This is a genomic window from Alteromonas sp. G5_S2_22_S1 (assembly GCF_054968525.1).
The window spans coordinates 479,592-496,079 of the sequence record NZ_JBQKUJ010000001.1 but is presented as its reverse complement, the minus strand read 5'-3'; the positions used below and the strand labels follow the sequence as shown (position 1 = coordinate 496,079).

General features: G+C 44.9%; 17 protein-coding genes and 4 tRNA genes. 7 read left to right on the top strand and 14 right to left on the bottom strand.

Annotated features, from left to right (window positions below; genetic code table 11):
• Window positions 1-32: 32 nt before the first annotated feature.
• From ACTRWF_RS02240 to ACTRWF_RS02200, 9 genes are all read right to left on the bottom strand, one after another.
• Window positions 33-108, bottom strand: a tRNA-Gln gene (locus ACTRWF_RS02240).
• A 4-nt stretch (window positions 109-112) separates the two neighbouring features.
• Window positions 113-197: transfer RNA gene (locus ACTRWF_RS02235), tRNA-Leu, on the bottom strand.
• Window positions 198-232: 35 nt separating this feature from the next.
• Window positions 233-309, bottom strand: a tRNA-Met gene (locus ACTRWF_RS02230).
• A 172-nt stretch (window positions 310-481) separates the two neighbouring features.
• Window positions 482-1,495 (bottom strand): peptidylprolyl isomerase, encoded by a 1,014-nt coding sequence (locus ACTRWF_RS02225; RefSeq protein ID WP_462835073.1) that lies wholly within the window; start codon window positions 1,493-1,495, stop codon window positions 482-484.
• A 149-nt stretch (window positions 1,496-1,644) separates the two neighbouring features.
• The gene (gene ychF / locus ACTRWF_RS02220) at window positions 1,645-2,736 is read right to left on the bottom strand and encodes a redox-regulated ATPase YchF (protein WP_012517991.1); all 1,092 of its coding nucleotides are present in this window, start codon (window positions 2,734-2,736) and stop codon (window positions 1,645-1,647) included.
• Window positions 2,737-2,778: 42 nt separating this feature from the next.
• A complete protein-coding gene (gene pth / locus ACTRWF_RS02215) occupies window positions 2,779-3,360 on the bottom strand; it encodes an aminoacyl-tRNA hydrolase (RefSeq protein WP_015066817.1) in 582 nt (193 codons plus the stop codon).
• Between the two features lie 5 nt (window positions 3,361-3,365).
• The gene (locus ACTRWF_RS02210) at window positions 3,366-3,998 is read right to left on the bottom strand and encodes a 50S ribosomal protein L25/general stress protein Ctc (protein ID WP_012517994.1); all 633 of its coding nucleotides are present in this window, start codon (window positions 3,996-3,998) and stop codon (window positions 3,366-3,368) included.
• A 298-nt stretch (window positions 3,999-4,296) separates the two neighbouring features.
• Window positions 4,297-5,298, bottom strand: coding sequence for an NADPH-dependent aldehyde reductase Ahr (gene ahr / locus ACTRWF_RS02205; protein ID WP_071958943.1), 1,002 nt, complete (start codon window positions 5,296-5,298; stop codon window positions 4,297-4,299).
• 114 nt (window positions 5,299-5,412) lie between these two features.
• Window positions 5,413-5,868: a hypothetical protein gene (locus ACTRWF_RS02200; protein WP_012517996.1), complete on the bottom strand. Its 456-nt coding sequence runs from the start codon at window positions 5,866-5,868 to the stop codon at window positions 5,413-5,415.
• Window positions 5,869-6,536: 668 nt separating this feature from the next.
• On the opposite strand from ACTRWF_RS02200, the gene ACTRWF_RS02195 reads away from it, so the two are divergent.
• Window positions 6,537-6,842, top strand: a complete 306-nt coding sequence (locus tag ACTRWF_RS02195) for a hypothetical protein (RefSeq protein WP_015066819.1) — start codon at window positions 6,537-6,539, stop codon at window positions 6,840-6,842.
• A gap of 116 nt (window positions 6,843-6,958) precedes the next feature.
• On the opposite strand, the gene ACTRWF_RS02190 is transcribed toward ACTRWF_RS02195, so the two are convergent.
• The 4 genes from ACTRWF_RS02190 to lolB form a co-directional block, all read right to left on the bottom strand.
• Window positions 6,959-7,906: a ribose-phosphate pyrophosphokinase gene (locus ACTRWF_RS02190; RefSeq protein ID WP_012517998.1), complete on the bottom strand. Its 948-nt coding sequence runs from the start codon at window positions 7,904-7,906 to the stop codon at window positions 6,959-6,961.
• A 33-nt stretch (window positions 7,907-7,939) separates the two neighbouring features.
• Window positions 7,940-8,015: transfer RNA gene (locus ACTRWF_RS02185), tRNA-Gln, on the bottom strand.
• A 33-nt stretch (window positions 8,016-8,048) separates the two neighbouring features.
• Complete coding sequence (ispE, locus tag ACTRWF_RS02180) at window positions 8,049-8,954, bottom strand: 4-(cytidine 5'-diphospho)-2-C-methyl-D-erythritol kinase (RefSeq protein WP_348681731.1); 906 nt, start codon at window positions 8,952-8,954, stop codon at window positions 8,049-8,051.
• Window positions 8,954-9,580, bottom strand: coding sequence for a lipoprotein insertase outer membrane protein LolB (lolB, locus tag ACTRWF_RS02175; RefSeq protein ID WP_348681730.1), 627 nt, complete (start codon window positions 9,578-9,580; stop codon window positions 8,954-8,956). The genes ispE and lolB overlap by 1 nt, the downstream gene beginning before the upstream one ends.
• 131 nt (window positions 9,581-9,711) lie before the next feature.
• Between lolB and hemA the strand changes: the two genes are divergently transcribed.
• The 6 genes from hemA (at window position 9,712) to kdsA (ending at window position 16,129) form a co-directional block, all read left to right on the top strand.
• Entirely contained in the window at window positions 9,712-10,986 is a 1,275-nt protein-coding gene (gene hemA / locus ACTRWF_RS02170; protein WP_015066822.1) for a glutamyl-tRNA reductase, read from the top strand.
• A 15-nt stretch (window positions 10,987-11,001) separates the two neighbouring features.
• A complete protein-coding gene (prfA, locus tag ACTRWF_RS02165) occupies window positions 11,002-12,087 on the top strand; it encodes a peptide chain release factor 1 (RefSeq protein ID WP_012518002.1) in 1,086 nt (361 codons plus the stop codon).
• Window position 12,088: 1 nt separating this feature from the next.
• Entirely contained in the window at window positions 12,089-12,946 is an 858-nt protein-coding gene (gene prmC, locus ACTRWF_RS02160) for a peptide chain release factor N(5)-glutamine methyltransferase (RefSeq protein ID WP_020743276.1), read from the top strand.
• Between the two features lie 150 nt (window positions 12,947-13,096).
• On the top strand, window positions 13,097-14,662 hold the full coding sequence (locus tag ACTRWF_RS02155) for a DUF3369 domain-containing protein (RefSeq protein WP_462835072.1): 1,566 nt from the start codon (window positions 13,097-13,099) through the stop codon (window positions 14,660-14,662).
• Between the two features lie 220 nt (window positions 14,663-14,882).
• Window positions 14,883-15,254, top strand: a complete 372-nt coding sequence (locus ACTRWF_RS02150) for a SirB2 family protein (protein ID WP_020743279.1) — start codon at window positions 14,883-14,885, stop codon at window positions 15,252-15,254.
• Window positions 15,255-15,274: 20 nt separating this feature from the next.
• Complete coding sequence (gene kdsA / locus ACTRWF_RS02145) at window positions 15,275-16,129, top strand: 3-deoxy-8-phosphooctulonate synthase (RefSeq protein ID WP_012518008.1); 855 nt, start codon at window positions 15,275-15,277, stop codon at window positions 16,127-16,129.
• 61 nt (window positions 16,130-16,190) lie between these two features.
• Here the strand turns inward: kdsA and ACTRWF_RS02140 are convergent, their stop codons facing one another.
• Window positions 16,191-16,478 (bottom strand): hypothetical protein, encoded by a 288-nt coding sequence (locus tag ACTRWF_RS02140; RefSeq protein WP_012518009.1) that lies wholly within the window; start codon window positions 16,476-16,478, stop codon window positions 16,191-16,193.
• Window positions 16,479-16,488 lie beyond the last annotated feature (10 nt).

Genomic DNA, 16,488 nt, shown 5'->3' with positions numbered 1-16,488 from the left:
GACGCTAGCTATAATAGTCATTCAAAAAAGAATGGCTGGGGTAACAGGACTCGAACCTATGAATGGCGGGATCAAAACCCGCTGCCTTACCAACTTGGCTATACCCCAGTCGTGGTGCGGAAGGAGAGACTTGAACTCTCACGCCGTGAAGCACTGGAACCTAAATCCAGCGTGTCTACCAATTCCACCACTTCCGCGCAGCTAGACTTTCCTAAAAGAGACAATAGAGAATTGGTGGCTACGGCGAGATTCGAACTTGCGACCCCATCATTATGAGTGATGTGCTCTAACCAACTGAGCTACGTAGCCTTGCTATTCTCTTCCCTCTCAGGAAGTGGCGCGTATTATGCGTATATGACTGGCAACCGTCAACCCCTTTTTTACTAACTTTTTTTAAATGCTCATTAAGTGTGCGCATTAGGGTGAAATACACACAAAAAGCGGTGAAATTGAACAACTTGCAAGGCCTATAGCGGTGTTTCTACCATGCCTTAGTGTCTGTTTTAGTTTGGTAATAGCACAGGTCAATAGGGCGCGGACCATAGGTATTGTCATGAAAAAACGGGTTATCTAGGTTTTTACCTGTATTCGTGCGTTTTTTATATTCTTCGTGTAGTGGCATTTGTACAAAGTAGGGCGTAGCCTTGTCTGAGTGCACGAAAGCCTGCTTGATTTTACTTTTTTGCGTAATGTTATCCAGCACACCGCCACTTTGCCTATTCCCTCGCGGTAATTTTTGAAGTAGCTCCATGCCTTTAACAATCCGCCCTACTACCGACATGTTTCTGTCTAAGTGGCGGGGTGCTTGACCAAGTACGATATAAAACTCGGTACTCGCGGTATCTTTTTCGCTATTGCGCGCAAAAGCCACAACGCCAGGGCAATGCAGCCCCCACATTTCAGCGCGAGTGCTGTCTATACCTACAGGAAACCCGTCTAAAAAACCTGTGCTCGGTGCAAACATATCGTTAGTTTCCACCACGTGCACGTTGCTATTAAGTGGTTGGGTAAATTCAGCATCAATTGTGCTTAGTAACGCGGAGTCAAACTGAGATATATCATGGGTATCATTACTTCCCGCTTGCGCAACAAATCCATCCACTACACGATAAAATGCCTGTTCGTTATAAAAGCCTGCATCGATAAGCTTTTTAAATCGGGCAACGTGTTTGGGCGCTAGGGCAGGGTGTAGCGCAATAACCACGTCGCCGTAAGCCGTAGCAAAGGTCACCGTATTGCTTTTAGGCACCTGATACCAACTCGCGCTATTGCTGTGCAAAATGGCGTTATCTTGTTTTGTTGAATTATCTGAAACGCTCGGTATTTTCTCTTTAACATTACTGCTTATTTGGGTAGTAAGTACTTGGCTTTCGTTATCTTCTTTGCCAGCAAGCGCAGTATTAGTTAATAAATATAGCGCGGTAATTGCGCCATACACCGTTGAGCAAAATAAGTTTTGCCCCAGTGATGTAGTGTGGTGTGCGTGTTTGGACATATTTTTATGACGTTTAAAGTGCATTCGTAAAGCCTTTTGTTTTTTACAATTTATATCAGGCCAACGTACGCTTAACAATTGTCTGAAACAAACAAAAAAGCCACCTTGCGGTGGCTTTCAAAAAATAGCGTTAACTTCTACACCAGAAGTTACACGTTAAAGCGGAAGTGAATAACGTCGCCGTCTTTAACAATATAGTCTTTACCTTCAAGACGCCATTTACCTGCGTCTTTTGCACCCTGTTCGCCGTTAAACTCAACAAAATGATCGTAGCTTACGATTTCAGCGCGAATAAAGCCTTTCTCGAAGTCGGTGTGAATTTTACCCGCTGCTTGCGGCGCTGTAGACCCTTCTGGGAATGTCCATGCGCGAACTTCTTTTACACCTGCAGTAAAGTAGGTTTGCAGAGTAAGCAAGTTGTAACCTGAACGAATAACACGGTTAAGACCCGGCTCTTCTAAGCCCATATCCTGCATGAATTCTTCACGCTCGTCGTCTTCAAGCTCTGCAATGTCAGATTCAATAGATGCACAAACCGCAACAACCGTAGCGTTTTCACCTGCAGCAATTTCTTTTACTTGATCAAGATACGGGTTATTTTCAAAACCGTCTTCATTAACGTTAGCAATGTACATGGTTGGCTTAAGGGTTAGCATGTTCATGTAGCTAATCGCTTCAAGCTCTTCTTTGCTTAGTTCCAGCGAGCGAAGTAACAAGCCTTCATCTAGATGCGGCTTAATCTTCTCAAGTACTTTCATTTCGTACTTGGCATCAGCATCGCCACCTTTAGCGCGCTTCGCTACGCGATGCAGTGCTTTTTCTGTGGTTTCTAAGTCTGAAAGCGCAAGCTCGGTATTAATAACGTCAATATCATCTTTCGGGCTAACGCGACCTGCAACGTGAACAATGTTTTCATCGTCGAAGCAGCGAACTACGTGACCGATAGCGTCGGTTTCACGAATGTTAGCAAGGAATTTATTACCTAAACCTTCACCTTTAGACGCGCCTTCAACCAAACCCGCAATATCAACGAATTCCATCGTAGTAGGAATGACGCGCTGAGGATTTACGATTTCAGCCAACTTGTCCAAACGAAGATCTGGCACAGGCACTACACCCGTGTTTGGCTCGATGGTACAGAAAGGGAAGTTTGCCGCTTCAATACCTGCTTTTGTTAATGCATTGAAAAGTGTTGATTTACCTACGTTAGGTAGGCCAACAATACCGCATTTAAAACCCATGGTATGGATCCTTAGTTTGGAAAAGTGATAACTGGCTAAGGTTTACACTTTATGCGAGTGTAACCTGTTTTGTGCTTGCTTTAGGTCTTCTTTTAGCAAAATTTCTGTACAGCGTACCGCTTCATCGATGGCACTTTCAATGGCTGTTTTTTCTTCTGCTGACGGTTTTCCTAAGACATGGCCGGTAACGCGGCTTTTATGTCCAGGGTGACCAATACCAATGCGCAAACGCAAAAAGTTCTTGTTATTACCCATTCTTGCCACAATGTCACGCACGCCATTTTGGCTTGAGCTGCCGCCTACTTTGTATTTTGCCACACCAGGCGGTAAGTCTAATTCGTCAAACGCTACTAATATTTGTTCTGGCTCTATGCGGTAAAAGTTAGCAAGTGCCGCTACGGCTTGACCACTTTTATTCATAAAAGTAGTGGGGTAGAGCAAACGGATATCTTTACCGGCAATAGTAATACGAGCAGTTTTACCGAAGAATTTTGTTTCTGGTTTTAGCGGGGCGTTATAGGTGTCGGCAAGTTGGTTGAGAAACCATTCACCGGCATTGTGTCGGGTATTTTCATATTCGGGGCCTGGATTACCCAGACCCACGATAAGGCGGATATCAGCCAAGAGGATTATTCCTCAGAAGCTGCTTCTTCGCCGTCTTCGTCTGTTTCAGCTGCTTTAGGAGCAGGCTTAACAGTTACAACCGCTAGGTCGTGAGCTTCGTCGTTCTTAGCAAGTTCTACTGAAGAAACGCCAGCTGGAAGGGTTAGGTCAGAAAGGTGTACTGTTTGACCCATTTCAACCGCAGCCATGTCTACTTCGATAAACTCTGGAAGATCTTTAGGCTGACAAGTAACTTCGATTTCAGTTACGTGGTGCTCAGCAATACCGCCAGCTTTAACAGCGGCAGACTTCTCTTCGTTTACGAAGTGAAGTGGAACGTTAGTGTGTACGTCTTCACCAGCGATAACACGTTGGAAGTCAATGTGCATGATCTTTGGCTTGTACGGGTGGCGCTGCATGTCTTTTACTAGAACTTCAACAGGCTTTCCGTCTAGGTTCAAAGTAAGAACGTGAGAGTAGAACGCTTCAAAGTCAGCAGAGTTGTTAACTTTGTTGTGATCTAGTGTGATAGAAACGGGTGCTTCTTCACCACCGTAGATGATACCAGGAAGCTTATCTTCGCGACGTAGGCGGCGGCTCGCACCTTTCCCTAGGTCTGTACGAACAGAAGCGTCTAGGTTAAAAATTGCTTCAGACATTGTCTGTCTCCAATATATAAGTCTAATGGTGTGGGTTTTTGCGACCAAAACCCACTGTTAATTGGCGTTGAAAGCACTTAAATGAAACGCTTATAAAGCAAAATCACTCATTTAAAAGCACAATAAAACACCACCCCAAAATTCAAGGGCGGCGAATTCTAACACCACCTATAAAAACATACAATTATTACGTTTATAAAAAATACAGTTTGGCTTTGTACGCATGCTCCAGAACAACAATTAATATGCCCATACAAAAAAGCACGCCAAAGCGTGCTTTAGTTGTTTCAATATCCGTTTAGCGGGTAAGTACAATGCGATAGTGCGCTTTACCTTCACGTAATCTGTCTATGGCCTTATTAACGTCTTCAAACTTGAATGTCTCGGTGACAGGCTCAATATCGTGATGCGCCGCAAAGTCTAGCATGGTCTTGATAGTAGCAGGGCTGCCCACCGGCGAACCTGAAACGCTTTTCTGCCCGCCAATTAGATTAAATGCGCCAATGTCCAGCGGCTCTAATGTTGCACCAACGAAATGTAAGCGCCCCTTAGGCGCAAGCGTAGACAGGTATAGGTTCCAATCAAGCTTTACGTTTACCGTTGAAATAATTAAATCGAATCGCCCCTGAGCCTTTTTAATTTCATCTTCATCGCGACTATTAATCGTTTCTGACGCACCTAGCGATAGCGCCTCTTTTTCTTTTGACTCGCTAGAGGTGAAGGCTACGACTTTACAGCCCCATGCATTCAAAAATTGCAGGGCAAGGTGACCTAATCCGCCGATACCCACAACGCCAACCTCGCTCGTCGGGCTAATATTAAATTGTACTAGAGGGTTAAACACGGTAATGCCACCGCAAAATAAAGGCCCAGCTTTGGTGCTGTCTATCGATTCAGGTAAGGGGATAACAGCACGTGCCTGAGCACGAACCTTGTCGGCAAAGCCACCGTGACGACCGCCAATGGTCATAGTCGCGTCTGCACATAAGTTGTGGTCACCCGCTTCACATGTTCGACAGCTATTGCAATAACTCGCGTGCCATCCTAACCCTACTCGCTGACCCACTTTCAATGATGTGACGTGGTCACCAATCTTACTTACTGTACCCACTACTTCATGTCCTGGTACGAAAGGAAACTCTGTTATTCCCCATTCATTATCCAGCATGCTTAAATCACTATGGCATATGCCACAGCTTTCAACGTCTATTTCAACGTCATGAGCACCAAGCTCACCGGGGTCGTATTCAAACTTCTCTAGCTTTCCACCGGCTTCTTTCGCTGCATATGCGTTTATCATTAATCTGTCCTTTTAGTGTTGATAAGGTCCTGCTGAGCAAAATGGCCCGCAGGTCCTCGATACTCAGCGTACAATTCAGTTATCAAATTGCTACACTGCTCACTAAAAACTCGATCACTTAGTGGGTAGGCTATCAATGACCTTACTGGTATCCAATACCTTTACCGACGTCACTTGTAATACGGTGCCAAATTGAGTGAAGGTCATCAAATCAGGCTTGGGCGTGCCTTTTACTTCAACAATAAGACCATTCTTTTGATATGTTTCATCTAGACCGTGCAGGGTGTAACGGTCACCGTTCTCGGCAATAAAGGCATAAAAGCCGCCTTCAAGGTCTTTGTAAAAGATGCTGCCCTTCATTGTTACTTCACCTTTTGCATCGGCTTCCACAGCTTCCGCTTGTGTTACTGGTTCAGCGACGAGCTCTTTAGGTAAATCTTCACTGTTTTGCTGAATTTGTTCTTTTTTGTCAGTCATCGCAAGGTTCTCTTTCTTTTCTTCTTCTGCGCATGCGCCTAGCAATGTCATAGACGTCAAGATAAGTACTAAGTTGAGTCGGTTAGTTTTCATTTTTTTATTTCCTTTACCACGTAGTAGTACATTTATAATTTGTTGGGCTTGCAAAACGCAATTAGCAAGCGCAACGTCATGCCGATCATTTATCTTTACTATGCTGCCTAGTCTTCCACGACGCCTAAGTAATTTCTACAAAAAATAAGTTGATTCATACACTTTTTTCACATTACTGATTTTACAAATCGCCTCCTACCCCAACGCTTTTACGTTTACCTTATACTCGGTTAGAGGTCGCTAAAATGCGCTAATCGACCCCGAGGTTTATTGTGACTATAAAGTGTTTTAACAACCTATGAATAGTCGGCTTAAACATATCGCAAAGCAAGATAAGTATATGATTTTCTTTATTTATTAAAGGCTTTCTTTTTTAAGTGAGTTTTCAATGAAAAATAGGCAATAATGTTGACGCGAAGTGATAGAGAAAAGCGTTTATTTGCTTCAACATTAACGCCGCATTATTGCTACCTTTGTGGTTGGCATAGAGTCTGCTTCAACCTAAGTGAGTAATGACAACGAAAGCGTGTAAAAGGTTACATACTTTGTTGTCCGATAACGTACTAGTCATTTTACGTTAGGCTAAACGCCTAAATGGAGTGAATACCGTTAATAGTTGAAATGCTGTTAGCAGTTAACCCGTACGGCAACGTTTTTAAGGAGAGAAAATGAAGCATTTAAGCAAAATTCTAGCAGTATCGAGTTTGGCTCTTGCTGCAAGCGCCTGTGATGTGAATAAGACAGAGGAAGGCGAAATGCCTGATGTCGACGTAGATGCTGGCGAAATGCCAGAATACGAAGTAAAGAAAACAGAAGAAGGCGAATTGCCTGAGGCCGATATTGACGGTGGTGAGCTACCGGAATATGAGGTAGACACGATGGATGTTGACGTGGATACAGAAACGAAGGAAGTTGAAGTGCCCGTGGTTGACGTTGAAATGCCTGAAGAAGACGACGATGACTCAGGTAACTAATTAGCGACCGTGCATAGACATTTTAGCGCCTGTGCATAGACATATGTAAAAAAGCGAGTGAAGTGGTCCGTTATAAGTGCCAGTTCACTCGCTTTTTAAATCTTATCGTTTGATGTTTAGTATTCAAACATCGCTGAAATTGATTCTTCGTTGCTAATACGACGAATAGTTTCAGCAAGCATTTCAGATAGTGTAAGCTGTTTAACTTTACCGATTTGCTTCATATCTGCGCTTAAAGGAATAGAGTCAGTCACGATAATCTCGTCAATAACCGATTCTTTAAGGTTGTTTGCCGCATTACCAGAGAAAATAGCGTGGGTAGCGTAAGCATAAACGCGACGAGCGCCATGTGCTTTAAGCGCTTCTGCTGCTTTCGCTAGCGTGCCGCCCGTATCAATCATGTCATCCACAATAATACAGTCTCTGTCTTTAACGTCACCGATAATATTCATTACCTGAGCTACGTTCGCCTTCGGACGACGCTTATCGATAATTGCTAGATCTGTGTCATTAAGAAGTTTAGCCGTAGCACGCGCACGTACAACACCGCCAATATCTGGAGAAACAACAACAGGATCGGCGAAATCACGTCTTACCATATCAGCAAGAAGGATAGGCGTACCGAACGCGTTATCTACAGGAACGTCAAAGAAACCCTGAATCTGTTCAGCGTGTAGGTCGATAGTCAATACGCGGTCTACGCCCACATTCGACAGGAAATCAGCCACTACTTTTGCAGTAATTGGCACCCTAGCTGAACGAACACGACGGTCTTGGCGTGCATAACCAAAGTATGGAATTACCGCTGTAATACGACCAGCTGATGCGCGACGCAATGCATCGATCATCACAATAAGTTCCATAAGGTTATCGTTAGTAGGCGCGCACGTAGATTGGATAATAAAAACGTCCGAGCCACGGACGTTTTCATGAATTTCTACGCTGATTTCACCGTCACTGAAACGGCCAACTTTGGCATTTCCAAGTTTGGTGTAGAGGCGATCGGCAACTTTCTGGGCAAGTTCTGGTACGGCATTACCTGCAAAGAGCTTCATATCTGGCACAAGTGGTTCCTCAGTGCGTTGATAAAAGAGGTTTGGCTGGGGTAGCAGGACTCGAACCTACGAATGGCGGGATCAAAACCCGCTGCCTTACCAACTTGGCTATACCCCAATTTTTAAGTTCTTGTCCGATGTGGCGTACACGCTATCTTTGTTGTTCTAATTTGTCTAATAGTGGTGAGCGATTTACACCTTTTGCGACAAAACTCTGCCAAGTATCAGGCATTTTGGCCCTAACTTGTTCGGCTAAAGTGTAGTCAGAAAAAGTGGCAAACACGCTTGCACCTGTGCCCGTCATTCGCGACGGTGCGTAGTGTACCAACCACTGTAATAATTTTGCAACTTCAGGATAGCGATTAACGACTAATTGCTGACAATCATTGCGAGTTTTTTCAAATTCGTAGTCTTCCCAACGTATTGCCGGTGTATTTCTCGGCAAATCTGGCGAGGTGAAAACGTCAGCTGTGCTGATATGAACGTTAGGCGTTGCAACTAAAAAGTAGTGTTCCTGTTGTGGGGCAGGGGTAATTTGCTCACCTACGCCAGCGGCAAATGCGGTTAAACCACGCACGAAAATAGGCACGTCAGCGCCAAGCGTTAACCCTAACGCCGACAATTCATCTTCACTAAGGCCGGTTTGCCACAGGTGATTAAGGGCAACCAAGGTAGTAGCAGCATTAGACGACCCGCCGCCAATGCCACCTCCCATAGGAAGGCGCTTATTCAACGAGATAACCGCACCTTTATTACATTGTGTTTTCTGTGCAAGTAATCGGGCCGCTTTGATGATGAGATTATCGTCGTCCGGTACACCTTTTAACGGTATATTCATACGAATGGTTGGCGCATTTCCCCCGGTACGTTCTTTGTCAGTGCCACTTGCCGCACTACAAGTAACGTCAAACGCCAGCTCATCGCCATAATCAAGCATTTGAAACAAGCTTTGTAGCTGATGATATCCGTTGTCGTATCGGCCAAGTATATGCAGGAAAAGGTTTAGTTTCGCTGGGGAAGGCCACCAATCTTTTTGTTTTGTTTCTGATGAATTCACTACAGATTCCACTGATATATTTTAATTTTTAGCTGGGTATGCGCTGTGCTCGAAGCGGCGTCTTGCGCAAGGCTGATACTGTGGGGAAGCCAAACTGCGTCACCGTTGGCCATTTTAACGCTGCCGTAGTTTCCATAGGAAACTTTCCAGTTTTGACATGTTTTACAGTCGCTTTCTAACGTATCAACCAGCCCTTTTTCCGTTAGGGTAAATTTGTCGCCCTCAATAGGCAAACCCTTAACCCAAGATAAAAGTGGTTTAACGGGAATAACCATGCCGGTTATTTGATAGATGAGCGGTTCGGGAAGGGCGTCCACATAGGTTTCGCCGTCGGCTTCCAAGGTAGAGCCTTTATCCGACACATTTAATGAAACTAAGCTCACACCAAGAAAATTGGTTAATCGGAAATCAAAATCACCAGAATCGTTTTTCCAGACTAAATTAAGACTGGCCGCCTCTTTACCTTGGCGAAAGGCAATTTTTCCACGCATTTGCCACTGGTGCACATCGGCAACTTTTTCTAGCTGAGCCGTGAGGTTTACCGCATTTTCAGGGCCTTTGGGGGCAGTGGTACACGCGCTCAGAACAAAGCAAAGGGTGAACAAAATCGAAAATAAGCGAATCATTAAGGCCGAGTACCTGTTTAAAAATAAAACACATTTAGTTGTGCCATTATGGGAACACAGTTTCACCAACACTTTCAATCATTTTGGGTTTTTCGTACAATGCCGCTCCGACGTTGCCAGCACAGATTTTAATGACTTTACTCGCCCTCGGTATTAACCACAAAACAGCACCAGTAGCACTTCGCGAAAAAGTGGCTTTTACACCAGATTCTCTGGTGGAAGCGCTTGCGAGCTTAAAAAAGTTAGACGGTGTAGAAGAGTCGGTCATTGTTTCTACTTGTAATCGCACCGAACTTTATGTCAACACGCAAGACGAAAGCGGCCAAAAGCTTCTACAATGGTTAAGTGACTTTCACCATTTAGATGTAGAGGACATAGCAAACAACAGCTATGTTTTAACGCAAGATGAAGCCGTGAAGCATATTATGCGGGTGGCCAGCGGTTTAGACTCGCTTATTTTGGGTGAGCCGCAAATTTTAGGGCAAGTAAAACAAGCTTTCGGCGATGCCAAGCATTCAGGCATGATAAACAGTGAGTTTGATAAGCTGTTTCAGCATACGTTTTCCGTTGCCAAGCGCGTGCGAAGCGAAACGGATATTGGTGCAAATGCAGTGAGTGTGGCTTATGCCGCAGTACAGCTCGCAAAACACATCTTCGCCGAGTTACCTAAACGCTCGGTATTATTAGTGGGTGCGGGTGAAACCATAGAGTTGGTCGCGCAGCATTTGAAAGAGCAGGGCGTTAGTTGTTTGGCCGTGGCAAACCGAACGGTGGCGCGCGCAGAGGCGTTAGCAGAAACGTTAGACGCCAGTGTGTATACCTTGTCACAAGTGCCAGAGCATCTTAAAGACTTCGATATTGTGATAAGCTCGACGGCTAGCCAACTGCCGCTGATAGGCAAAGGCATGGTAGAAAAAGCACTTAAACAGCGCAGAAATATGCCGATGTTTTTGGTTGACCTTGCTGTTCCACGGGATATTGAATCGGAAGTTAACGAGTTAGGCGATGCCTATCTTTATACCGTTGATGACTTACAGCACATTGTTCAAAAGAACTTAGAAAACCGCGAACAAGCCGCAAAAGAAGCGGAAAAACTCATCGACAAACAAGCTGGCGACTACATGACATGGAAACAGTCGCAGCAATCGATAGATTTAGTTAGACAATATCGCCAAAAAGGCATGGCACAGCGTGACGATATTGTAGAAAAAGCCAAGGCGCAGTTAGCAGAAGGCAAAAATGCCGAAACAGTACTAGAAGAAATGGCGTATAAACTAACCAATACGCTGTTGCACCCTACGACGTTGGCGTTACGCGAAGCTGCCATGCACGATGACCCGGCATTAAGCCGCTGGATGGGACAGGCATTAGATTTATCTGACTTTTCGTCAGACAATAATAAATAAGGTAATAAAAAGCATATGAAAGAGTCGGTAGTTAGGAAACTCGAACACTTAGTCGAGCGTTTCGAAGAAGTTCAGGCGCTGTTAGGCGACCCTGAAGTTATCGGCGATCAAGATAAGTTTCGCAACTTGTCCAAAGAGTTTAGCCAGTTAGAAGATGTTGTTGCCGGGTTTAATGCCTATCAACAGGCACAAGAAAACTTGGCATCTGCGCAAGAAATGCTAAATGAAGACGACGCCGAGATGCGCGAAATGGCACAAGAAGAGATGAAAGAAGCGAAGGGCGAAATAGAGCGCCTAGAAACTGAACTTCAAGTCTTGCTTTTGCCTAAAGATCCTAACGACGATAATAACTGCTTCTTGGAAATCCGCGCAGGGGCGGGTGGTGATGAGGCGGCTATTTTCGCCGGTGACCTTTTCCGTATGTACAGTCGTTATGCAGAGAGTCGCGGTTGGCGTGTAGAGTTGGTGAATGCAAACGAAAGCGAACACGGCGGCTACAAAGAAGTGGTTGCTAATGTTAGTGGTGATGGCGTTTACGGTGTGTTGAAATTCGAATCAGGCGGTCACCGCGTACAGCGCGTACCAGAGACAGAGTCACAAGGGCGTATTCATACCTCCGCGTGTACCGTTGCGGTACTGCCAGAAATTCCTGAGTCAGAAGCCATTGAAATTAACCCAGCAGAGCTTCGAATCGATACATTTCGTGCATCTGGTGCTGGTGGTCAGCACGTTAATAAAACTGACTCAGCTATCCGTATTACTCACTTGCCAACGGGCTTAGTGGTTGAATGTCAGGACGAGCGTTCGCAGCACAAAAATCGTGCTAAAGCGATGTCAGTACTGCAAGCTCGCCTAAACCAGATTGAAGAAGAAAAACGCGCTGCAGAAGAGGCGTCTACCCGTAAGAGCTTAGTGGGTAGCGGCGATCGTTCTGAGCGTATTCGCACTTATAACTTTCCCCAAGGTCGCGTTACCGATCATCGTATCAACTTAACCATCTATCGATTAGATGAAGTGGTAGAAGGCGATTTGAAGCAGCTTGTCGACCCCATTCTGCAAGAGCATCAAGCCGACTTGTTGGCGTCACTGTCTGACGAATAACATGCGTATAGACCAAGCCCTTGCTTGGGCGGTAAAGCAGCTAGAGGGTGGTGAGTCACCCTCTGTCGATGCGAAAGTTATGTTGGCTGACATTTTGGGTAAGTCCCAAACCTACCTTTTTACCTGGCCTGATAAAACCCTAACCCCCTCCCAAATTGCGCAATTTGAAGGCGCAATTGAAAGACGCAAAGCCGGTGAGCCTGTTGCCTACATTATTGGTAAACGAGACTTTTGGACTCTCTCGTTGTTTACGTCGTCTCACACACTTATTCCACGCCCTGATACCGAGGTGTTGGTTGAACACGTGATTAACTGGGCGACAGGCAATGTCAGCGCCAACACGCCGAATAAGCCACCGTTGTCTATTTGTGATTTAGGGACCGGAACAGGTGCCATTGCACTGGCGCTAGCCAGTGAATTACCCCAAGCATCGGTTATTGGTGTGGACTTTTTACCCGATGCGGTAGCGCTCGCCAAACGCAATGCAAATAGTAACAAGATAAATAATGCTCGTTTTATACAAAGCGATTGGTTTAGCGCATTACGGGGCCATACGTTTGACATTATCGTTTCCAACCCGCCTTACATCGACGAAACCAGCCCTTATCTGAATGAAGGGGACGTACGTTTTGAACCGAAAAGCGCGTTAACGTCTGGCGATTCGGGGCTACGCGACATCAAGCACATCATATCTCATGCTTCCACATACCTTAATAGTAATGGGTTGTTAGCTTTTGAGCATGGTTTTGACCAGGGCAATGCGGTGAAAGCACTGCTTCAAACATCAGGTTTTGTAAACGTGAAAACAATCAAAGACTACGGTAATAATGACCGGGTTACCTTAGGCCAGTGGCCGTAACAGGTTATTGTCTTTTCTCATCGCTACCCCGTTGTGGCTACATTAAATGTGCAAACTTGCTAATATTTCGTTTTGCATTAGTATTTGATAGTCAAACTGTTTGGCAAAAGCGCTAAGTTAAACAAAACCTTACACTACAGGACGTACCAGATGAATGATGACTTTCTTTTCGCTGATGACGATAATGAAAACGAACAAGAAGATCTCGGTAGCTGGAAGGTCCTTATTGTTGACGATGAGCCAGAAGTACATGCGGTTACCAAACTTGCGCTAAACGATTTTAGTTTAAACGGCAAAACGTTGGAATTTGTAAGTGCCTACAGCGGCGAAGAAGCTAAGGCTATTTTCAAAGCACATAACGACATAGCCGTTGTTTTACTTGATGTTGTAATGGAAGCCGACGACGCAGGCCTTCAGGTTGCAGACTACATTCGAAACGAACTTGATAATCACTTTACTCGCATCATTTTAAGAACCGGCCAGCCAGGTCAAGCCCCTGAAAAAGACGTCATCATCAACTACGATATTAACGACTACAAATCTAAGACAGAACTCACTGCACAAAAGCTTTTTACCGTTATTATCGCGGCCCTTCGCTCGTATCGAGACATTATCGTTATCGAAGAAAACCGGCGGGGACTAGAGAAAATCATCGATGCTTCAGTGGATTTATTTTCGTCTCGTTCACTTGAAAGGTTTATGCAGGGCATTATTCAACAGCTCGCCTCTATTCTTGGATGTTCAAAGGACGCGGCTTACATTACAACAGCCGTAGCGACAACATCGCGCACAATAAACGCGTTCAATAGTCACATTGGCGAAGATGAATTGTATGTATTTGCCGGAAATGGCGAGTATGCCAGTAAAGAGGGCGTGCCGCTCAAAGAGGCGATCAGCGCGCAAGAGTATGCCCTATGTGTTAAAGCAATGCGGGAAAAGCAGATTGTTTATGCTGACGATCACGTGGTCGCATACTGCAATAGTAAAAGTCACAACGGTGCGCTTCTGTATCTTTCTGGGTTGCCGCGCCGAATAGGCGAGAGTGACCGACATTTAGTAAAACGCTTTTCTGATAGCGTGCAGCTGGCCTTCGACAATGTGTTAAAAACTGTTGATGTGGAAGCCACGCAAAAAGAGATTATAGAGCGTTTAGGCAAAGCGCTAGAACATGAGACCCATGGCTCGAATAATTTAACAAGAATGGTAGAAATGGCCCAAGTGCTAGCGCAAAAGGTAGGGCTTAATGAACCCGAGGCACATGCATTACGCCTTGCGGTACCACTTCTTGATATTGGTACCTCAATAGTACCTAAGTCTATACTTCAGAAATCGTCGCCTTTATCCGACGAGGAAGTGTTTAAAATTAGGCAACACGCCGAATTCGGTTATCAAATCTTACAAGATTCAAGTCGTCCTACCATCCAGATGGCGGCCATGCTTGCCAAGCAACACCATGAAAGGTGGGACGGTAAAGGCTATCCAGAGGGACTAAAAGGGGAAGAAATCGACATTAGAAGTCGTATTGCCACCTTAGTTGATGTATTTGATGCGCTGTTAAATGAGCGCCCTTACAAGCCTGCGTGGACCATAGATAAAGTAGTAGCTGTATTACAAGAGGAAAACGGTAAACACTTTGACCCCCAGCTCGTTGAGTACGTACTTGAGGACTTACCTGCATTTATGGCAATACAAGCGCGTTATCCCAATAAGACGTAGCCCATCTTTAAAACCAAGGAAAATGCGTTATTTACATTATTTTATACGCTACAATATGCCCTGAAACAGGCGCTAAACAAACAATAAAACAGGTGCTGAAAGCACCTGTTTTTATTTGAAGCTGACTGCACATAAATTGTAACTTCATTAGGCTTACGCCTTATAAAGACACAATTTATATCAGTAATAGGCCGCATACTTATAAAAATAGGAATTAGATATGTACATGATGGCAAAACACCTCCACTTGACTGCTGTAGGCTTAAGTATCTTATTTTTTATCTTCCGCTTTATTTGGAGTCAGTTCGACGCCACGGCGTTGTCTAAAAAATGGGTTAAAATTCTTCCCCACATTATTGATACCGTTTTACTTGCCAGCGCGATATGGCTGTGCTTTATCCTGTCTCAGTACCCAATAGTTAACTCGTGGCTTACGTTTAAAGTTATAGGCGTAGTGCTTTACATTGTTTTTGGCTTGTTTGCGCTTAAAAAAGCCAAAACAGCCCTAGCTAAATGGGGCTTTTTCGTGGCAGCACTGGCTGTACTCATGGCAACGGCTATGGTCGCGGTTACCAAACAACCTCTTTTTTAAGATTAAAGGGAAAATAAATAATGTCTGAATCTCAACAGATTATTAATGTTGGCAACGTAGAGGTGGCAAATCACTTGCCGTTCGTACTTTTCGGTGGAATGAATGTGCTTGAGTCTCGGGATCTTGCCATGCGTATTGCCGAGCATTATGTTGAAGTTACCCAGAAACTGAATATTCCTTACGTTTTCAAAGCGTCTTTTGATAAGGCAAACCGTTCATCGGTAACCTCTTACCGCGGTCCGGGTATGGAAGAAGGCCTTCGCATTTTCGAAGAAATCAAGTCGACGTTCAATGTGCCTCTTATCACTGACGTACACGAACCGCATCAAGCCGCGCCAGTAGCGGATGTGGTTGACGTAATTCAGTTGCCTGCATTTTTAGCGCGCCAAACTGATTTGGTTGTTGCGATGGCAAAAACAGGTGCCGTAATTAACGTTAAAAAGCCACAGTTCTTAGCGCCCCATGAAATGCGTCATATCATTGGCAAGTTAGGGGAAGCTGGCAACGATAACGTTATCCTTTGTGAACGCGGCAGTTGCTTTGGCTACAACAACCTTGTAGTGGATATGTTGGGTATGGACGCAATGAAAGAATATGCGCCAGTAATATTTGACGCGACGCACGCGTTACAGATGCCGGGGGGACGTGCAACTTCAGCGGATGGACGCCGTGCTCAGGCGGCTCAGTTAGCGAGAAGTGGTATGGCTTTAGGGCTAGCAGGGCTATTTATTGAAGCTCACCCAAATCCAGATGAGGCATTGTGCGATGGACCGTGTGCATTACCGCTTGCAAAGTTGGAGCCGTACTTACAGCAAATGAAAGCGCTAGATGAGTTGGTAAAAGGGTTCGACGCGTTAGATACGAGTAATACCTAAGCAAAACATGATGGCGTATGCCGGTGCAAGCACCGGCATGCGTATCAGGTGTGTGAGTAGCTTATTCTGCTTCCGTTGCCTCCGTAGCGATTAAGCGCTCTTCACTTTTTGTCATAGCTAACAGGTTCTTGTGAAGCTGAACCTGAATCTCTTCAGCAAGAATTGCTTTCGACTGTTTTTTCACAACGATGTGCGCATCGTTTTCTGGCAAAACATCAGCCATTTTAACGCTGGTCATTGCCGTGTTGATTAATGATTGTAGATTGATCTTTTCTGGCTGTGCGTTAGCATTTGCAGCAGCACTTGCGAAAGCCATTACCGAAACACTGGCAAGTAGTAGTTTTTTCATTTTCACACCT